At 65.5% G+C, this 17,922-nt stretch carries 20 protein-coding genes and 1 pseudogene; 10 read left to right on the top strand and 11 right to left on the bottom strand.

Going from position 1 to position 17,922, the window contains the following annotated elements; all coding sequences use genetic code 11:
• Positions 1-27 precede the first annotated feature (27 nt).
• Entirely contained in the window at positions 28-924 is an 897-nt protein-coding gene (locus KXD96_RS04310; protein ID WP_260743133.1) for a manganese catalase family protein, read from the bottom strand.
• A 151-nt stretch (positions 925-1,075) separates the two neighbouring features.
• Between KXD96_RS04310 and KXD96_RS04305 the strand changes: the two genes are divergently transcribed.
• A complete protein-coding gene (locus KXD96_RS04305; protein ID WP_260743132.1) occupies positions 1,076-1,774 on the top strand; it encodes a GAF and ANTAR domain-containing protein in 699 nt (232 codons plus the stop codon).
• An 81-nt stretch (positions 1,775-1,855) separates the two neighbouring features.
• Positions 1,856-3,154: an acyl-CoA dehydrogenase family protein gene (locus KXD96_RS04300; RefSeq protein WP_260745204.1), complete on the top strand. Its 1,299-nt coding sequence runs from the start codon at positions 1,856-1,858 to the stop codon at positions 3,152-3,154.
• 93 nt (positions 3,155-3,247) lie between these two features.
• Here the strand turns inward: KXD96_RS04300 and KXD96_RS04295 are convergent, their stop codons facing one another.
• Positions 3,248-3,703: a MaoC family dehydratase gene (locus tag KXD96_RS04295; protein WP_260743131.1), complete on the bottom strand. Its 456-nt coding sequence runs from the start codon at positions 3,701-3,703 to the stop codon at positions 3,248-3,250.
• A 228-nt stretch (positions 3,704-3,931) separates the two neighbouring features.
• Here KXD96_RS04295 and KXD96_RS28725 point away from each other — a divergent pair, with 228 nt between their 5' ends.
• Genes KXD96_RS28725 through KXD96_RS04280 form a run of 3 tightly spaced genes read left to right on the top strand, consistent with a single transcriptional unit; the run spans position 3,932 to position 4,869 of the window.
• The gene (locus KXD96_RS28725) at positions 3,932-4,291 is read left to right on the top strand and encodes an alpha/beta hydrolase (RefSeq protein ID WP_260743130.1); all 360 of its coding nucleotides are present in this window, start codon (positions 3,932-3,934) and stop codon (positions 4,289-4,291) included.
• Entirely contained in the window at positions 4,288-4,674 is a 387-nt protein-coding gene (locus KXD96_RS28720) for an alpha/beta fold hydrolase (protein ID WP_260743129.1), read from the top strand. The genes KXD96_RS28725 and KXD96_RS28720 overlap by 4 nt, the downstream gene beginning before the upstream one ends.
• 21 nt (positions 4,675-4,695) lie before the next feature.
• A complete protein-coding gene (locus KXD96_RS04280) occupies positions 4,696-4,869 on the top strand; it encodes a hypothetical protein (RefSeq protein ID WP_260743128.1) in 174 nt (57 codons plus the stop codon).
• A 47-nt stretch (positions 4,870-4,916) separates the two neighbouring features.
• Here KXD96_RS04280 and KXD96_RS28715 read toward each other — a convergent pair whose 3' ends face one another.
• The 5 genes from KXD96_RS28715 to KXD96_RS04260 form a co-directional block, all read right to left on the bottom strand.
• The gene (locus KXD96_RS28715) at positions 4,917-5,222 is read right to left on the bottom strand and encodes a hypothetical protein (RefSeq protein WP_396878700.1); all 306 of its coding nucleotides are present in this window, start codon (positions 5,220-5,222) and stop codon (positions 4,917-4,919) included.
• A complete protein-coding gene (locus tag KXD96_RS04275) occupies positions 5,183-5,494 on the bottom strand; it encodes a GAP family protein (protein ID WP_260743127.1) in 312 nt (103 codons plus the stop codon). Before KXD96_RS04275 ends, KXD96_RS28715 begins: the two co-directional genes overlap by 40 nt.
• A 92-nt stretch (positions 5,495-5,586) precedes the next feature.
• Positions 5,587-6,000 carry a DUF302 domain-containing protein gene (locus KXD96_RS04270; RefSeq protein WP_260743126.1) on the bottom strand — a complete coding sequence of 138 codons (414 nt, stop codon included), beginning with the start codon at positions 5,998-6,000 and terminating at the stop codon, positions 5,587-5,589.
• 46 nt (positions 6,001-6,046) lie between these two features.
• The gene (locus tag KXD96_RS04265) at positions 6,047-6,640 is read right to left on the bottom strand and encodes a DsbA family protein (RefSeq protein WP_260743125.1); all 594 of its coding nucleotides are present in this window, start codon (positions 6,638-6,640) and stop codon (positions 6,047-6,049) included.
• Between the two features lie 28 nt (positions 6,641-6,668).
• Positions 6,669-6,962: a metal-sensitive transcriptional regulator gene (locus tag KXD96_RS04260; protein ID WP_260743124.1), complete on the bottom strand. Its 294-nt coding sequence runs from the start codon at positions 6,960-6,962 to the stop codon at positions 6,669-6,671.
• Between the two features lie 260 nt (positions 6,963-7,222).
• Between KXD96_RS04260 and KXD96_RS04255 the strand changes: the two genes are divergently transcribed.
• From KXD96_RS04255 to ag85C, 5 genes and pseudogenes are all read left to right on the top strand, one after another.
• Positions 7,223-7,627: an MmpS family protein gene (locus KXD96_RS04255; protein WP_260745203.1), complete on the top strand. Its 405-nt coding sequence runs from the start codon at positions 7,223-7,225 to the stop codon at positions 7,625-7,627.
• Complete coding sequence (locus KXD96_RS04250; protein WP_260743123.1) at positions 7,624-10,530, top strand: RND family transporter; 2,907 nt, start codon at positions 7,624-7,626, stop codon at positions 10,528-10,530. The genes KXD96_RS04255 and KXD96_RS04250 overlap by 4 nt, the downstream gene beginning before the upstream one ends.
• A 21-nt stretch (positions 10,531-10,551) precedes the next feature.
• Positions 10,552-11,049, top strand: coding sequence for a metallophosphoesterase (locus KXD96_RS04245; protein WP_260743122.1), 498 nt, complete (start codon positions 10,552-10,554; stop codon positions 11,047-11,049).
• A gap of 2 nt (positions 11,050-11,051) precedes the next feature.
• Positions 11,052-11,432 (top strand): annotated as a pseudogene (locus tag KXD96_RS04240) (ABC transporter permease); the annotation flags it as partial.
• 197 nt (positions 11,433-11,629) lie between these two features.
• Entirely contained in the window at positions 11,630-12,679 is a 1,050-nt protein-coding gene (ag85C, locus tag KXD96_RS04235; protein ID WP_260743121.1) for a diacylglycerol acyltransferase/mycolyltransferase Ag85C, read from the top strand.
• Between the two features lie 34 nt (positions 12,680-12,713).
• Here the strand turns inward: ag85C and KXD96_RS04230 are convergent, their stop codons facing one another.
• From KXD96_RS04230 to KXD96_RS04215, 4 genes are all read right to left on the bottom strand, one after another.
• On the bottom strand, positions 12,714-13,433 hold the full coding sequence (locus KXD96_RS04230) for a YoaK family protein (protein WP_260743119.1): 720 nt from the start codon (positions 13,431-13,433) through the stop codon (positions 12,714-12,716).
• Positions 13,434-13,483: 50 nt separating this feature from the next.
• On the bottom strand, positions 13,484-14,833 hold the full coding sequence (locus KXD96_RS04225; protein WP_260743118.1) for a maltokinase N-terminal cap-like domain-containing protein: 1,350 nt from the start codon (positions 14,831-14,833) through the stop codon (positions 13,484-13,486).
• Positions 14,834-14,894: 61 nt separating this feature from the next.
• A complete protein-coding gene (treS, locus tag KXD96_RS04220; RefSeq protein ID WP_260743116.1) occupies positions 14,895-16,667 on the bottom strand; it encodes a maltose alpha-D-glucosyltransferase in 1,773 nt (590 codons plus the stop codon).
• Between the two features lie 121 nt (positions 16,668-16,788).
• A complete protein-coding gene (locus KXD96_RS04215) occupies positions 16,789-17,847 on the bottom strand; it encodes a S1C family serine protease (protein ID WP_260743115.1) in 1,059 nt (352 codons plus the stop codon).
• Positions 17,848-17,922 lie beyond the last annotated feature (75 nt).

The following is a 17,922-nucleotide window of genomic DNA, read 5'->3' as shown; positions in this document are numbered from 1 at the left end:
TCAGCGCCCGGCCCTCGTCTCAAGCAATTAACTTGTCGGAACGTGTTGTTCGTGTGTGAAGGGCTTCTCGGCCTTGATGGCGGGCGAGCCCTGCGGGTTCTGCTGCGCACCCTGGTTCTGGCGCGTGGTGCCGCCGAGCCACTGCTGTTCGGGCTTCTCGACGTACTCCCACTCCATGCCCTCGGGCCACGGCCCCTGACCCTGGTTCCACGGGCCACGGACCGATTCGCCGCCGCCGTTGGACATGTTGAACGCCACGTTCTGGAAGCGCGGGTCGCCCGGCAACTGTCCGGGCGGAAAGTTGACCGGAAGCTCGTTGAGCGCCGCGGTGAACTGCTGGTAGTGCGTCACTTCCCGCGTCATCAGAAAGGTGAGGGTGTCTTGTACACCGGGATCGTCGGTGTACTGCTTGAGGTACTCGTAGACCATTTTTGCGCGGGACTCGGCGGCCAGGTTGCTGCGCAGATCCACTGTGGGGTCACCGTTGGCGTTGACGTAGGAGCCCATCCAGGGCACGCCCTGGGAGTTGCTCACATCCGGGCTCCCTCCGTTCAGCGCCAGATACAGCGGGTTGACGGCAACTTGATGAATGATCTGGTCGCGGCCGTCTCCGCTCGCCACCGCGGGCATCCAGTCGCACTTCTCGTTGGCAATCTTCAGGTTGTCGTTGAGGCCGTCCAGCAACATCGTGATCATCGAGCCGACCATCTCGAGGTGGCTGAGTTCCTCGGTGGCGATGTCCATGAACAGGTCGTACAGCTTGGGGTTCTTCCCGCGCAGGACGAAAGCCTGGGTGAAGTACTGCATGGCGGCCTTGAGTTCACCATTGGCGCCACCGAACTGCTCCTGGAGCAGCGTCGCAAACCGTGGATCGGGCTCTCTGACCCGGACCTCGAATTGAAGATCTTTGTTGTGAACGAACACTTGGTCTCCCTAGGATTGTCGAGAAGGTTCTGGTCTCGCCGGATACCCCCGGCTTCGGTAGCCAAACGGCGGCGACAGCAACTCGGCGGCCGCACACCGCCGAGGGGTGCGCGGATGACGCGCCCGGGCACATCGTGGACAATCCGGTCTTATGGCGTTATCGGACTCGAGTTCCTCGCACGAGCTGGCCATGCGCATGGCCGAGCTTTCCCGCGAAATCGCTGCGCCGCGCTCGCTCGGCCAAGTTCTCACCGACGTGACCGCCGCCGCGGTGGAGCTGATAGGGGCCGCGGACATCGCGGGGGTATTGCTGTTGAAAGGGGGCGGTGACTTCGAGTCGCTCGCCGACACCGACAGCCTGGTGGCGAAACTCGACAAGCTGCAGCACGATTACAACGAGGGCCCCTGTCACGACGCCGCCCTGAAACAGACGATCGTGCGCACCGACGACCTGCGCGACGAACCACGCTGGCCGAAATACGCACCCGCGGCCGTGGAACACGGTGTGCTGAGCAGCCTTTCGTTCAAGCTTTACACGGCCGAACGCACGGCCGGGGCGCTGAACCTGTTCAGTTTCCGGCCAGGCGCGTGGGACACCGAAGCCGAGACCATCGGATCCGTCCTCGCCGCGCACGCCGCCTCGGCGATCATGGCGAGCCGGCACGAGCAGCAGATGCAGTCGGCTCTTTCGACGCGAGATCGCATCGGGCAGGCGAAAGGCATCATCATGGAGCGCTACGGGGTGGACGAACTGCGCGCGTTCGACTTGCTGCGCCGGCTTTCCCAGGAAAGCCAGACCAAGCTCATCGACATCGCCCAGCGCGTCATCGACACCCGCGGCGACGACTGATCTTCCGTCGGCGCCGTTTACGATGGTGTCGCTTCATCGACGAATCCGGTGCGACGCTGCGCCGGGGAACGGGTGGCCACCGTGTGGGATTTCGAAACAGACCCGGAATATCAGGCAAAGCTCGACTGGGTCGAAAAGTTCATGGCGGACGAGCTGGAACCGCTCGATCTGGTCGCCCTCGACCCCTATGACAAGAAGAACGCCGAGATGATGGCCATCCTGCGGCCGTTGCAGCAGCAGGTCAAGGATCAGGGGCTATGGGCGGCGCACCTACGGCCCGAGCTGGGTGGGCAGGGCTTCGGGCAGGTCAAGCTCGCCCTGCTCAACGAGATTCTCGGCCGTTCCCGTTGGGCGCCGTCGGTGTTCGGCTGCCAGGCGCCGGATTCGGGCAACGCGGAGATTCTCGCGATGTTCGGCACCGACCAACAGAAGGCCCGTTACCTGCAGCCGCTGCTCGACGGCGAAATCACCTCGTGCTATTCGATGACCGAACCGCAGGGCGGTTCCGACCCGGGACAGTTCGTCACCGCCGCGACCCGGGACGGCGACTATTGGTTGATCAACGGTGAAAAGTGGTTCTCCACCAACGCCAAGCACGCGTCGTTCTTCATCGTCATGGCGGTCACCAACCCCGAGTCGCGCACCTACGACAAGATGTCGTTGTTCATCGTTCCGGCCGAGACACCGGGCATCGAGATCGTCCGCAACGTCGGCGTGGGATTGGAAAGGTCGGCATCGTCGGCCAGCCACGGCTATGTCCGCTACACCGATGTCCGCGTCCCGGCCGATCACGTGCTGGGCGGTGAGGGTCAGGCGTTCATGATCGCGCAAACGCGGCTCGGCGGCGGCCGAATCCACCACGCCATGCGGACGATTGCGTTAGCGCGCAGTGCGTTTGACATGATGTGCGAGCGCGCGGTGTCGCGCAAGACGCGGCACGGGCGGCTCTCCGATTTCCAGATGACCCAGGAGAAGATCGCCGACAGCTGGATCCAGATCGAACAGTTCCGGCTGCTGGTTTTGCGCACCGCGTGGCTGATCGACAAGCACCATGACTACCAGAAGGTGCGCCGGGACATCGCGGCCGTGAAGGTCGCCATGCCCCAGGTGCTGCATGACGTCGTGCAGCGGGCCATGCACCTGCACGGGGCGCTCGGCGTCTCCGACGAAATGCCGTTCGTCAAGATGATGGTGGCCGCCGAGTCGCTCGGCATCGCCGACGGTGCCACCGAACTGCACAAGATGACGGTCGCCCGCCGGACGCTGCGCGAATATGAGCCCGTCGCAACGCCATTCCCGTCCGCACACATTCCGACGCGGCGGGCGGAGGCCCAGGCCCGACTGGCCGAGCTACTCGAGCATTCCGTCGCCGAGTTCTGATCCCGGGCGACTCAACTCGGCCGAACGTCGACTTCTTGCGCCGGAATGCCCTATTTCACCTCAGCAAGTCGACGCTCGCCGGAAGTAGATGGGTCAGCTGATGTAGCGGACGATGCTTTCGGCCACACACGCCGGCTTGGGCGAGCCTTCGATCTCGATCGTCGTCGACATGGTCGCCTGCACCGCGCCGTTCCCGACGTCGTCGACACTGACCAGCGACGTCTGCGCGCGCACCCGGGAGCCGACCAGCACCGGGGCGGGAAAGCGAACCTTGTTGAGGCCGTAGTTGATCGCCAGCTTGATGCCTTTGACGGTGTAGATCTGGTGCTGCAGGCGGGGCAGCAATGCCAGGGTCATGAAACCGTGGGCGATGGTCCCGCCGAACGGCCCGGCGGCCGCGCGTTCGGGGTCGACGTGGATCCACTGGTGATCTCCGGTCGCATCGGCGAAAAGGTTGACGTCGTCCTGGGTGATGGTGACCCAGTCGCTGTGCCCGATCGTCTCGCCGGTCGCGGCAGCAAGGTCGGCCACTGATTCGAAGGTGCGCATAGAAAATCTCTCCTTGGCTTCGGGTGGTAACAATAGCGCCGGGGGTATCGGGCATCGCCATCCGCCCACGCGGTTTGTCTGCGGACCGGGAGGGTAGTCGCCGCTGAGGACGTTGGCTTCGCCGCAAAGGGAAAGGTAACTGTGTATGCCCAATGTCACCGCACACCATGGGCTTTTCAAAGGCACTCGTGGCCGCTCTCGGGCCAAGCGTGGTCGGCGCAGGTCCCCGTGCTGCACGCGGCGGGCTACCGCGCGGTCACCTACGATCGGCGACGTTTCGGTCGCAGTGACAAACCGCTGACCGGCTATACGTACGACACCCTGGCCGAAGACCTGCACACCCTGATCGAGGCCCTCGGCCTGCACGACGTCGGCTTGGTGGGCTCCTTTATGGGCGGTGGCGAGATTGCGCGGTACATCTCGTCCTATGGCGCTGACCGCGTGCGCAGCGTGGTCTTCGCGTCCTCCGTGACCCCGTACATGCTGCACACCGGCGACAACCCGGACGGCCCGCTGACCAAGGAATACACAGCCAAGGCGACGCGGCGTTCCTCAAGGACCAAGACGCCTTCTATGACCAGCAGATGACCGAATTCTTCTTCGCCAATGGCAAATTGCGCGTCAGCGACGACACCCGCAGCCAACCGATCGCACTGTGCAAACAGGCGAGTAGGGAAGCGTCACTGGCGTGCATGGCCGCGTGGGCCGGTACGGACTTCCGTGACGACCTAACGCGGGTGTCGGTGCCGGCACTGATCATTCACGGCGAGGGGGACGCGTCGGTTCCCTTCGACGGTTCCACCCGACGCACACACGAATCGATCCCCGGCAGCGAGCTGCGGGCGATCCCCGACGGGCCGCACGGGTGCCAGATCAGCCACCCCGACCAATTCAACGACGCTCTGCTCGACTTCCTGGGGCGCTACCGGCGAGGGCGTTTCGCGGCGACGGCCGGGGGAACTCAAGTGTGAACGTTGGAAAGGAGCACGACCATGCCAGACCCCAAGGGCCACAAGGCCGAGTCAGATGTCGAACCCGAAGTGCACGAGACACGTTCGCGGGCTGCCGCAGGTGAAGACGACGGCTCCTACGTTGGTGCGGCCGGCTCCGACGACACATTTGACGCCGGCGAAACGGGCGCCGAGGCACGCAGTCAACGCGGCTGACACTCTCTATGAGAAGCCGTATAGCAGCACTGCAAAGCCGACCAACACTACGGCTGTGGCCGTGAGCGCCCGGTGCCGGTCCTGAATCCAGCGCCCGATCCGTTCGAGCTGGGGACCCCGACGACCAAGTAAGCCAGGATAGGAGCGGCGACAGTCGAATTCGCCAGGACGGCATAGTAAGCCACCGCCATCCCGGCGCTGACGGTGGTCAATCGGACGGTGGCGATCTCCGTTCCGACCGCCGCACTGGCGGCGAGCACTTTCGGGTTTGCCAACATGGGAAACATCCCGATCGCGACTGCCACTGTGGGCGTTATCCTGCCCACGCCACGGTCCCACCCCGGCCGGTCCACGGAGTGGGCCCGTCGCCACCACAACCGCGCACCGAATGCCACGAACCCACACCCACAACCACCCAATCAGCCCACGGCGGTGCGGGTCCCATCAGATCGTCGAACCATCGGGGGAATTGCATGAATCCCGCAGCGAGCACGGTCAGTGACGCCAGCCTGCCCAGCAAGTACGCGACGCTCGACGAGTAAGGCCGATCGTTGTGAATGAGCAGAACCAGCGCCACCACAACCGGTATGGGTGAAAGCGCCACCACGAGCGCCGGTGCGGTCAATTTCGTCAACATCAAAGCTGGAAGAGCCGACACGACTACTTTTCAGCTGTCGAGCGGCCGCGTGTCACGGGCCGCTCGACCCAAACCGGCGGTCAAGACACGGGTGACCCGAGCGCGCCGATCGCGGCTTGCAGTTTGGCGGCGGCCTGGTCCGCGACGTCCTGCAAGGCCCCCTGCTCGCCCGTCACCTTCACCATCAGTTGGGGATCCATCGCCTCGACGAGAACCGCATCGTCTGCGCTGTCAGGATCGGCTCGCACCACCACGTTGCACGGCAGTAACTGGCCGATCTCCCGGTGAATGCCCAGCGCGCGGTGCGCCAAAGTCGGGTTGCAGGCTCCCAGGATGAGGTAGTTCTCCATGTCCTCCCCGAGCTTTTGTTTGAGCGTGGCTTTGACGTCGATGGTGGTCAGCACGCCGAAACCCTGCTCGGCCAAAGCTTCCGTCGTCCGCTTCACCGCTTCCTCGAACGAGGTGTGCAACGTGGTGCTCAATCCTGATGTCATTTCTTTCCTCCTGTTTCCGGTATCGAACGAGTCAAACGGCCGAGAACTAAGCCGCGGCGCGCGGCCGCTGCAGTTGGGCGAACTGCGGAACCGCGGCCAAGGTCGCGACCGCGTCGAAAAGTGCGATCGAGGTCGCCGCATCGGGCAAGCCGGTCAGGACCGGCCCGAAGAAGGCGTGCCCGTCGATCCCCAGAATCGGGCTGCCCCCGGTTTCCCCGAGCGCGTCCTGCGCCGCCTGATGCCCACTCCGTATGGGTTCGTCCAGGGACGCGTCCGCAACGGCCGCAGCGATGGTGTCGCGGACACCCGCGACGGCCAGAACGTGGGCTATCAGACTGTCATCGAGGGGTTCGGAGCGGTCGAAGTACCGCTCACCGAAGGCGAAGTACGCGTCGGCCCACCCGGCGGCGCCCTTTTCCCGCGCTATGGCCGCCATCAGCCGGCCGACTTGTCGCGAGTCGCGCATGCGGGCCTGCTGAGGGGGCGGGAGTTCTCGTCCCTCGTTGAGCACCGCCAAGCTCATCAGCTGCCAATCGACCGCGACGCCGGTCTTCTCGGCGACGGCGCGTAGCCACCGTGCGGTGTGCCATGAGAACGGGCACACCGGGTCCAACCACATGGTCACCTTCTGTCGGTCCATTGGGTCTTCCCTCTCTCAGGCGCAAGCGTCAGGCCAGGCTCAGGAACAGTTTTTCCAGCTCATCGATCGACACGGCCGGCCCGTCACTGGGACCACCCTCCGGCCGCACGATGCACTCCCGCAACCCCGAGGCGATGATCTTGAAGCCGGCACGATCCAGAGCCCGCGACACCGCGGCAAGCTGGGTGACGACGTCTTTACAGCCGCGCCCCTGCTCGATCATCCCGATGACCCCCCCGAGCTGACCGTGCGCTCGACGCAACCGGGCGAGGACGGCATCCATGTCGCCAGGGTCGTGACTGCCGTGAACTTCGTTTGCCATGACTCATTCATACCATACCGGGCGGGGTATCCACCGCCGACGGTTCATACCCCTGGGGGTATGGTATAACTTCGTCGGCGGGTAAAGGCTCGGCTCACGGATACCCGGCCACGCGGCGACTGTCACGTGTGCTCGCCGACCCGCAGGTGCGGGCCAAATGGCCCTATTGAGCGCCGCGATGCGGGCTGAGACTCCGTACTAGGACGACCAGGTCACAAGGGGAAGGAACGTCAGTGTCCACATTTCTCAAACGGGCTTGGATGCCGCTCGTCGTCGTGGTGGCGGTTGCCCTCGGCGGCGTCGCCGTCGAACGGCTCCGCGGCGTTTTCGGCTCCGACGCGATCTTCACCGCGACGGGCAGCAGCGCCGAACCACTCGAGCCCTCGCATATCAAGCGGGTGACCTACGAGGTCTACGGGCCCAGCGGCGCAACGGGAAGCGTGAGCTACCTCGACAAGAACGCTCAGCCGCAACAGGTGGACTTCACCGCCCTGCCGTGGACCCTCACGGTCACCACGACCGTGCCGGCCGTGATCGCCAGCCTGGTGGCGCAAGGCAACAGCGACGACATCGGGTGCCGGATCACCGTCAACGGTGAACTCAAGGACGAGCGATCCTCGGCGGGACGCCACGCCCAAACCTCGTGTCTGGTCAAAGCCGGATGAACACCGACAACGACGCCCGCCCCAGGTTCATGCGGTTCGTCCGCAGGTTCGCGTGGCCCATCATCATCGGATGGCTACTACTGACCGTGGCGCTGAATGTGCTTGTGCCGCCGATCGAATCGGTCGCTCGAAACCACGCCGTGACGATGTCGCCGCAAGACGCGCCGGCGATGATCGCGGCCAAGCGCATCGGCGCGACGTTCCACGAGTCAGACTCGGACAGCATCGCAATGATCGTCCTCGAGAGCGACAAACAGCTGGGCGACCAGGCGCACCGCTATTACGACGGCCTGGTGAAAAAGTTGCAGGCCGACCGCAAGCACGTGCAGCACGTGCAGAACGTCTGGGGAGACCCGCTCACCGCCGCCGGCGTCCAAAGCCGCGACGGCAAAGCCGCCTACGTCCAACTCAACCTGGCAGGCGATCAGGGCAGCACCGTGGGCAACAAGTCGGTCGACGCGGTACGGAAGATCGTCGACAAGTCCGAACCCCCCAAGGGGCTCAAGGTCTACGTCACCGGCCCGGCACCGCTGACGACCGACATGAACGAGGCCGCCGACAAGAGCATGTTCAAGATGATGGGCGTGACCGGCGTGGTCATCATGATCATGCTCTTCATCGCCTACCGTTCCATCAGCACGGTGCTCCTGGTGCTCGTCATGGTCGGTTTCGAGATGGGCACGGCCAGAGGGCTCGTCGCGCTTCTCGGGAACAACGAGCTGTTGGGATTCTCGACGTTCGTCGTCGCCATGCTGTCGTCCCTGGCCATTGCGGCGGGAACCGATTACGCCATCTTTCTCATCGGCCGGTACCAGGAGGCCCGTCACGCCGGCCAGGACCGAGAAACCGCCTGGTACACGATGTTCCGCGGGACCTCGCACATCGTCCTGGGCTCGGGGTTGACCATCGCCGGAGCCACCTTCTGCCTCCACCTGGCGCGGCTGTCCTATTTCAAGGCACTGGGCATTCCGTCCGCCCTGGGATTGCTCGTCGTCGTCGCCGGAGCTATGACCGCGGCGCCGGCCGTCGTCGCCGTGGCGAGCCGATTCGGTCTGCTCGACCCGAGGCGGACGATCAAGACGCGTGGGTGGCGGCGCATCGGCACCGCCACGGTGCGCTGGCCAGCTCCGGTGTTCGCGGCCTCGTTGGCCATCGCGATCGTCGGCATCCTGATCATGCCGAGTATGAAGATCAGCTTCAACGACCGCTACTACATACCCCATCACCTTCCGTCGAATGTCGGATATGCCGCCGCGGAGCGCCATTTCAGCGCCGCGACAATGAATCCCGATATCCTCATGATCGAGAGCGATCACGACATGCGGAACAGCGGCGACATGATCATTCTCGACAGGCTTGCCAAAGATGTCTTCCGCTCGCCGGGAATCGCGATGGTGCAGAGCATCACCCGGCCGCTGGGCGGCCCAATCGAGCACACGTCGATACCCTTCCAGATCAGCGCCCAGTCGATTCCGATCCAGCAGAACCTCCGATTCATGAAGGACCGCACCGCCGACATGCTCAAGATGAGCGACGATCTCGGCGCCATGATCGGCTCGATGGAGCGGATGCAGGGTCTGCTGGGCCGGATGAGCAGCACGACCCACCGCATGGTCGGCGACATGGGCGACATGCAGTCCACGCTGAACGAGATGAGAGACCACCTGGCGGACTTCGACGATTTCGCCAGACCGTTCCGTAACTACTTGTATTGGGAACCACACTGTTTCAACATCCCGGTCTGCTGGGCTTCGAGATCGGTGTTCGAGGCGATCGATGGTGTGGACAAGTTCAGCGAGAACATGCGCACGCTGATCAGCGACATGAACGACATCGACGCGATATTTCCTCAGTTGCTCGCCGAGTTCCCGCCGATGATCGCCGTCGCGAAGTCGATGCAGGGCACGCTGCTCACGATGCACAGCAGCTTCTCGGGTCTGGTCACGCAAATGGCCCAGATGACCGATACGGCGAGCGCGATGGGTCAGGCCTTCGACGCCTCCAGGAGTGGTGACTACTTCTACCTGCCCCCGGAAGCGTTCCAGAATCCCGACTTCCAGCGCGGCCTGAAACTCTTCCTGTCGCCGGACGGTAAGGCCGCACGTTTCATCATCACCCATGACGCGGACCCGGCGACGCCAGCGGGCATCGCCGCGGTCATGCCGGAACTGGCCGCCGCGCATCAGGCGGTGAAGGGGACGACCCTGACCGGTGCCAAGTTCTATCTCGCCGGGACGGCGGCGATCTACCGCGACATCCAGGCGGGCTCTCAATTCGATTTGCTGATCGTCGGGATCGCCGCTCTGACACTGATTTTCGCGGTCATGGTGATGATCACGCGGGCCCTGGTCGCGTCCGTGGTGATCGTCGGGACGGTGCTGCTGTCGCTCGGTGCCGCGTTCGGCCTTTCGGTGCTGGTGTGGCAGCACCTACTCGGCCTGGAGTTGAACTGGATCGCACCGGTGTTCGGGTTGATCATCCTGCTGGCCGTCGGGTCCGACTACAACCTGCTGCTGGTGTCACGGTTCCAGGAGGAGATCGGCGCGGGGCTGAGGACCGGCATCATCCGCTCGATGGGGGAGACCGGCAGCGTCGTGACGGCCGCGGGGCTGGTGTTCGCCTTCACGATGATGTCGATGGTCGCCAGCGACCTGCGCTCGATCGGCCAGGCCGGCAGCACGATTGGCCTCGGCCTGCTGTTCGACACGTTGATCGTGCGCTCGTTGATGACGCCGTCGATCGCGGCGCTGCTAGGGCGTTGGTTCTGGTGGCCGCTGCGCGTGCGGCCCCGCCCGGCCAGCTCGATGCTCCGGCCCTACGGTCCGCGTCGCCTCGTCCGTTCCCTTCTGCTGGGTGAGCAGGCCGATGCGCCAACCGTCCGGCTCCATAAAGCCGGGGTGTGAGAGACCGCGCAAGATGGGGCTGTGCGGCTGCTGCTGATTTCCGATACCCACGTCCCGGCACGGGCCCGGGACCTGCCGGCCCGGGTGTGGGATGAGGTGGACGCGGCCGACGTCGTCGTGCATGCCGGCGACTGGGTCGTGCCCGAACTGCTCGACGAACTCGAAAGCAGGTCGGCCCGGTTGGTGGCCTGCTGGGGAAACAACGACGGCCCCGCGTTGCGGGCGCGGCTGCCGGAACGGGCCGACGTGACCCTGGCCGGTGTGCGTTTCACGGTCGTCCACGAGACCGGCGCGGCGGCCGGTCGCGAGGGCCGCATGTCCCGGCTGTACCCCGACACCCAGGTCCTGGTGTTCGGGCACAGCCACACCCCCTGGGACACCAGCACCGGCACCGGGTTGCGTCTGCTCAATCCGGGCTCGCCCACGGATCGCCGCCGGCAGCCGTTCTGCACCTACATGACCGGCCACGTCGACAACGGGACGCTGGCCGACGTGGTCCTGCATCGCCTCCCTAGGTAACGGGGGTGCGCTCGGTCGCGCAGGTGGTCGGCGTAATGCGGATCATCGCGGCGATGGCCGTCGTCATGCTCGGTGCCGCGTTCTTCGCCTGCCCGTCGATGACGCTGGCCGGGCTGGTACTCAGGCGCGATCGCCTGATGGGAATCGGCCAAGCCATCACGATGCCGTTGTTCTTCGCCTCCAACGCGTTGTACCCGGTCGACGTGATGCCGGCATGGCTGCACGCGCTCAGCCGGATCGACCCCCTCAGCTACGAGGTCAACGCCTTGCGGGGACTGCTCATCGGCATGCCCTTCAACCCGATGGACATCGTGGTGCTGGTGGTGGCGGCGGTGCTCGGAATCGTCACGGCCTCAACGCTGTTGCGCCGGCTCGTCGCCTAGGGCAAGCCCGCGCCCGGTTTCGATCGCCGATCGGACCCGAATGCAACGATTCGCGGCCGAGTCCCAATCGTTAGCCAACCGCGATCTGAAGCTCCGGCCCTGACAGGGGATTTGGCCCCTCCCCCCGTGTTTCACTGCCCAGCGAAGGCATTCGACCGCGGCACGCGGCAGACGAAAGTTGGGATGGGTAGAGAGCTATGAAGTTCTTTTCAGAGTTGCGGAAGTTGCGCGGCGCCGCGGCAACCATGCCGCGCCAACTGGCGGTCGCAGCTATGGGGGCTGCCCTGATGTCCGGCCTCGTCACTGCCGTCGGCGGCTCGGCTACCGCGGGGGCGTTCTCGAAGCCGGGGCTTCCGGTGGAATACCTGGAGGTGCCGTCACCGTCGATGGGCCGCAACATCAAAGTCCAGTTCGAGGGCGGCGGGCCCCACGCGGTGTACCTGCTCGACGGTTTGCGCGCCCAGGACGACTACAACGGCTGGGACATCAACACCCCCGCCTTCGAGGAGTTCTACCAATCCGGCCTGTCGGTGGTGATGCCGGTCGGCGGCCAGTCCAGCTTCTACAGCAACTGGTACCAGCCGTCGTCGGGCAACGGGCAGAACTACACCTACAAGTGGGAGACGTTCCTGACCCAGGAGATGCCGCTGTGGCTGCAGGCCAACAAGCAGATCTCGCCGACCGGCAATGCCGCGGTGGGCCTGTCGATGTCCGGCGGCTCCGCCCTGATCCTGGCCGCGTACTACCCGCAGCAGTTCCCCTACGCCGCCTCGCTGTCGGGCTTCCTCAACCCGTCCGAGGGCTGGTGGCCGACGCTGATCGGGCTGGCGATGAACGACTCGGGTGGCTACAACGCCAACAGCATGTGGGGTCCGTCCACCGACCCCGCGTGGAAGCGCAACGACCCAATGGTCCAGATCCCGCGGCTGGTCGCCAACAACACCCGGATCTGGGTGTACTGCGGCAACGGGACCCCGAGCGACCTGGGCGGCGACAACATGCCGGCCAAGTTCCTGGAAGGCCTCACGCTGCGCACCAACCAGCAGTTCCAGAACAACTACGTGGCCGCGGGCGGACGCAACGGGACGTTCAACTTCCCGGCCAACGGGACCCACTCGTGGCCCTACTGGAACCAGCAGTTGGTGGCCATGAAGCCCGACATCCAGCAGGTGCTGCTGGCCAGCAACACCACCACCCAACCGGCGCAGCCGGCGCAACCGGCACAGCCGGCGCAACCGACCGCCTGAACCCACCAAGCCAGCAGCGGCAGTAGCGCACCGGTCAGCGCTTCTGCCGTTGCTTTTTGGCCGACTCGGCTTCCAGCAGCAGCGCTCGGCGGTCCTGGTGAAAGTACGTGTAAGCGGTCGTCAGCGCGCACACGACCGTCGCGATCACCAGCATCCACGTCCCGTTGACGACCACGCTGATGAAGCCGCCCACCGTGGCGCCGACCATGAAGCTGGCCAGCAGCAGAAAGTAACCGAGCCAGTCCGAGGCGCTTCCACCGCCGGCCATGTGACGTTCGATGCCCTGACCCATCTTGACGGTCGTGCCGGTCACATAGCTCAACGGCACCGAGACCTCGCCGTCCTTGACGAACGAGGTGTTCAACGCCCCGGTACCGAAGGCCATCAGCACTATCGGCGCGAAGTCGAGTAAATTCGCTTGCCAGCCCTCACTGAAAAGGTCCACGACGGTCGCCGCCAGCAGGCTGAAGGTGGTCAGCACGGTCGGGCCGTGCGGATGGTCGACCCAGAAAAATCGCCGACACAGTGACGCAACGACCACGCCGGCGACGAACGCGACGATGAGCAGCCCGGCACTTGCGGCAAGCCACACTTCGTCGGTGAAATACCCGAGCACGGCGCGTTGGGCATTGCCGGTGACGAAAACCACGAAGTACCCGGCGGAGTGGGTAAATGAGATCGCGCCCACCACACCCGCGAGCGCCGCCAGCACCCACGACAACCGTGCCTCGCTGTTGAACGTTTCATTCCCCACACGCACATGCTGTCAGACACCAGCGGCACGCGCAGCGCGGCGGAGAAACGCTAGGCGGCCGTGATGCGGGCGATGGAGCGCAGCGGGATCGGCAGCCAGCTGGGCCGGTGCCGCGCCTCATAGCCGGCCTCGTACACGGCCTTGTCGAGCTCGTAGGCGGCCAGCAGCGCGGCCGAATCGCGCGGGTCGGTCCCCGCCGCGGCGGCGTAGCCCTCGCAAAACGCGGTCCGGTTGCGCTCGACCCACTCCCGCGCCCGAGCGGCCAGTTGCTTGTCGGCCGCCTGGTCCACCAGCTGTCCGTATGCGGCGTATTCGAAGGACCGCAGCACGCCGGCCACGTCGCGCAACGGTGAATCCGGCGCCCGGCGCTCATCGAGCGGCTGCCCCGGTTCCCCCTCGAAGTCGATCAGCAGCCAGCTTTCGGGCGTCCGCAGCACCTGACCGAGGTGCAGGTCGCCGTGCACCCGCTGGACGGTGATCGGCTCGCCCGCGAGTTTGGCGAACCGCTCCTCGATGGTCGCCGCGTACTCCTGCAGCTCGGGCACCTTCGCCACGGTCGTCGACAGCCGCGCCAGCACGGTGTCGACCGGGAAGGCCGCCTGCGCCGTTCCGAGGGATTCGGCCAAGGTGGCGTGCACGGACGCCACGGCCTCGCCGAGCCGGCAGGACTCACCGGCGAAGTCACCGCCGACTTCGTGGGCATAAAGGTCGCCCTCCGCGAACAGGTCGCGAACGCTGGCGGTAGCCATGGCCCACCCCTCCGCGGCGTTGGATGCGAATTCGGTCACCATGCCCAGGGGCCACGCCGCGTCGAGGGCGCCGTTCTCGCCGGTCATCTCGTAGGTGCCGAGCAGCCGGGCCACGTGCGGGTTGCCGGCCCGTCCCAGCACCCGGTTCAGTTCGATGTCTGGGTTGATGCCGCTGCTGACGCGACGGAACGCCTTGAGGATCGCGTCGCGGTCAAAGATGACGCTGGTGTTGCTCTGTTCGGCGTCGGAGACGTGCGGCAACGCCTCCAGCGGCAGCTCGACGTCGGGTTCCTTGACGAACCTCACCTCGGTGCCGGACGCCGCACGAACGGCCGACGAGTCGATCAGGGACAGCAGGAACTGCGGCGCGTCGGTGTCGTACAGGCCGTCGAAACCGGTGCGGTCGCCGGCCGCGCCGATGGTGGCCACGGTGCTGTACTCGGAGACCGGCGCGATATCCCACCGCACGATCACCTGGTAGCGCTCTGACGAGCCGTCCGCGTATTGGGCGTCGACCAGGACCAGGTCGAGGTCATCGCTGAGCGGGACGACCACGGCGGCCTCGGCCGAGGTCAGCTCCCGGTTGCGTCCGGCGTACCACCGTTGCTGTGGAAGCCAGTCCGACCAGGGCAATTTGGCTGGCTCAGTCATGTGCGCCGCTCCTCTTCACCACTTCGTTCTGCATCGTCGTTCTGCATCGTCGCCGGCGCGGTCATGTGTCCTCCTCGCAAGCGGTCAGCTGGAACCAGTAGAAGCCATGTCCCGGCAATGTCAGCAGGTAGGGCAAATGCCCGATCCGTGGGAATTCGACGTGTCCGGTCAGTTCCACAGGCGTGCAACCGCTCCAGTGCTGCAGGTTGAGCTCGATCGGCTGCGGGAACCGCGACAGGTTGTTGACGCACAACACCGTGTCGCCGCCATCGGGGGCCTGGCGCACGAACGCCAGCACCGAGGGGTTGGACCCGCCCAACTCCTCGAATGTGCCGATCGCGAAGGCCTCGTGGCGGCGCCGCACGGCCAGCATCACGCGCGTGAAGTTGAGCAGCGACGTGGACGTGTCGCGTTGCGCCTCAACGTTGACGGCCTGATAGCCATAGACGGAATCCTGGCTGGCCGGCAGGTACAGCCGGCCCGGGTTGGCCTTCGAGAACCCGGCGTTGCGGTCCGGTGTCCATTGCATCGGGGTGCGCACCCCGTCGCGATCCCCCAACCAGATGACGTCGCCCATGCCGATCTCGTCGCCGTAGTACAGGACCGGCGAACCGGGCAGCGACAGCAGCAGCGCGGTGAACAGCTCGATCTGGTTGCGGTCGTTGTCCAGCAGCGGCGCCAGGCGGCGCCGGATCCCGACGTTCGCCTTCATCCGCGGGTCCTTGGCGTACTCGGCGTACATGTAGTCGCGTTCTTCGTCGGTGACCATCTCCAGCGTCAGCTCGTCGTGGTTGCGCAGGAAGATTCCCCATTGCGCCATGTCGGGGATTTCCGGCGTTTGCGCCAAAATCTCCGAGATCGGAATTCGCGATTCCCGGCGCACCGCCATAAAGATGCGCGGCATCAGCGGGAAGTGGAACGCCATGTGGCATTCGTCGCCGCCGGTGGTGGGGTCGCCGAAGTACTCCACCACGTCGGCGGGCCACTGGTTGGCCTCGGCCAGCAACACGCGCCCTGGAAACTCGTCGTCGACCACCTTGCGGACGCGCCTCAAGAAGGCGTGCGTCTCGGGCAGGTTCTCGCAGTTGGTGCCCTCCCGCTCGAACAGGTAGGGCACCGCGTCCAACCGGAACCCGTCGATGCCCAGGCCCAGCCAGAAGCGGATGACGTCGATCATGGCTTCCTGCACGGCCGGGTTGTCATAGTTCAGGTCCGGCTGGTGCGAGAAGAACCGGTGCCAGTAGAACTGGCGGCGCACCGGATCGAAGGTCCAGTTGGACTCCTCGGTGTCGACGAAGATGATCCGGGCGTCGGTGTAGCGCTCGCTGGTGTCGCTCCACACGTAGAAGTCCCCATAGGGGCCGTCGGGGTCGTGCCGCGATTCCTGGAACCACGGGTGCGACTCCGAGGTGTGGTTCATCACCAGGTCGGTGATGACCCGGATGCCCCGCTCGTGCGCTGCGTTGAGCAGCGCGACGAAATCCTCGACGGTGCCGAACTCGGGCAGCACCTTGTAGAAGTCGCGGATGTCGTAACCGCCGTCGCGGAGTGGCGAATCGTAGAACGGCGGCAGCCAGATGCAGTCGATGCCCAGCCACTGCAAGTAGTCCAGCTGCCCCAGGAGCCCGAGCAGGTCACCCGACCCGTCTGCGTTGGCGTCGAAGAACGCCCGGACCAGCACCTCGTAGAAAACGGCGTGCTTGAACCACGTCGGGTCGGTAGGTAGCGCGGCGGCCTTGTCGAAGTCGTCGGACTCGGGGTGCTCGACGACACCGTCCTGAACATGGCTGCCCCCTGCGGGATGGTGCTCGACAGCTTCTCTTGCGTCGTTCATCAAATCCACGCTGCCACGGGTACCCGAGGCGCGACATTCGAAATCACGCCTCGCGACTTGTGACGAAAAATGCCTGGGTGCAACAGGATTGACTGCCAGTCGCGCATTTTCGACGCGGGTGTCAGGCCGGAGGCCCTTCGGCCAGCGTCACGTTCGTGGTGCGCTCGCCGCCCCCGCCATCGCGGTAGTGCACCGCGATGGTGTCCCCCGGGTGGTGCGGCACGAGCACCTCCGTCATCGCAGTGGCGCCGTTGATCGGGACGTTGTCGACACCGGTGATCACGTCGCCGGGGGAGATCCCGGCTGCCGCCGCGGGACCGGAGGTGACCACGCGTTCGACGCGCGCACCGTTGCCGTTGTCGGTCACCCCCAGACCAAGGAACGCGGTCGGGCCGATGTGCACGGTGTTCGAGCCGGCACCCGACCTGATCTGCCCGGCCACGCCCATCGCGTGGCCGATCGGGATGGCGAAGCCCTGCCCGCCGCCCGACATCTTGTAGTTGTCGGTGGCGGCGGTGTTCACGCCGATCACCTGCCCGGCGTTGTTGACCAGCGGGCCGCCGGAGTCACCGGGCCTGATCGGCGTGTCGGCCTGGATCAGCCCGCCCAGCGACTCGTTCGCGCCGGTCAGGGTGTCGGTCGCCGAGACGCTCTGGTTGAGCGCGATCACCTTTCCGGACACCGCGCTGGGTGTTCCGCCCTGGCCCCCGGCGTTGCCCATCGCGACGACCGGCTCGCCCACCGAGACCCCACCGCCGATGGCCGCGGTCGGAAGGCCGGCCGCGCCGCGGAGCTGGAGCACCGCGATGTCCTGCGTGCGGTCGTAACCGATCACGTCGACGGCGTAGGTCTGCCCGTTGCCGACGTCGAACGCGCTGATGTCCGTCGCGCCCGAGATCACGTGGTTGTTGGTCAGCACGACACCGTTGGGGTCGATGACGATGCCGGTTCCTGCGCCCACCGCGTTGTTGTAGCCGAACTTGGTGCTGATGTTGACCACTTGCGGCCCCACCTGCCCGACCAGTGCCGCCGGGTCCAGAGGCGCCTGTGGCTGGATGAATGGCGATGCGGTCGCGGGCACGGTGCCCAAACCGAAGCCCAAGCCCAGGCCCAGGCCGACCACAGCCAGCACGCTGACCAACCATGACCACCAGACCGAGCGCTGGTGCGATTTGCTCATCCCGTCACCCTCCTGCATCGCGGTAACACCAAACTGTCCCGGCCGTGCGGTTCTGGGCGGCACAATGGTATGTGT

Source organism: Mycobacterium sp. SMC-2 (genome assembly GCF_025263485.1).
Lineage (GTDB): Bacteria > Actinomycetota > Actinomycetes > Mycobacteriales > Mycobacteriaceae > Mycobacterium.
Note: the sequence above shows the minus strand (reverse complement) of the source record. Positions and strands in the feature narration are given on the sequence as shown.

What these genes read in the sequence shown, in the direction of transcription:
- KXD96_RS04305 (WP_260743132.1), top strand. Translation starts at nt 1,076, where the DNA reads ATGGCGTTATCGGACTCGAGTTCCTCGCACGAGCTGGCCATGCGCATG.
- KXD96_RS04295 (WP_260743131.1), bottom strand. Translation starts at nt 3,703, where the DNA reads ATGCGCACCTTCGAATCAGTGGCCGACCTTGCTGCCGCGACCGGCGAG.
- KXD96_RS28720 (WP_260743129.1), top strand. Translation starts at nt 4,288, where the DNA reads ATGACCGAATTCTTCTTCGCCAATGGCAAATTGCGCGTCAGCGACGAC.
- KXD96_RS04280 (WP_260743128.1), top strand. Translation starts at nt 4,696, where the DNA reads ATGCCAGACCCCAAGGGCCACAAGGCCGAGTCAGATGTCGAACCCGAA.
- KXD96_RS04270 (WP_260743126.1), bottom strand. Translation starts at nt 6,000, where the DNA reads ATGACATCAGGATTGAGCACCACGTTGCACACCTCGTTCGAGGAAGCG.
- KXD96_RS04265 (WP_260743125.1), bottom strand. Translation starts at nt 6,640, where the DNA reads ATGGACCGACAGAAGGTGACCATGTGGTTGGACCCGGTGTGCCCGTTC.
- KXD96_RS04260 (WP_260743124.1), bottom strand. Translation starts at nt 6,962, where the DNA reads ATGGCAAACGAAGTTCACGGCAGTCACGACCCTGGCGACATGGATGCC.
- KXD96_RS04255 (WP_260745203.1), top strand. Translation starts at nt 7,223, where the DNA reads ATGCCGCTCGTCGTCGTGGTGGCGGTTGCCCTCGGCGGCGTCGCCGTC.
- KXD96_RS04250 (WP_260743123.1), top strand. Translation starts at nt 7,624, where the DNA reads ATGAACACCGACAACGACGCCCGCCCCAGGTTCATGCGGTTCGTCCGC.
- ag85C (WP_260743121.1), top strand. Translation starts at nt 11,630, where the DNA reads ATGAAGTTCTTTTCAGAGTTGCGGAAGTTGCGCGGCGCCGCGGCAACC.
- KXD96_RS04225 (WP_260743118.1), bottom strand. Translation starts at nt 14,833, where the DNA reads ATGACTGAGCCAGCCAAATTGCCCTGGTCGGACTGGCTTCCACAGCAA.
- treS (WP_260743116.1), bottom strand. Translation starts at nt 16,667, where the DNA reads ATGAACGACGCAAGAGAAGCTGTCGAGCACCATCCCGCAGGGGGCAGC.
- KXD96_RS04215 (WP_260743115.1), bottom strand. Translation starts at nt 17,847, where the DNA reads ATGAGCAAATCGCACCAGCGCTCGGTCTGGTGGTCATGGTTGGTCAGC.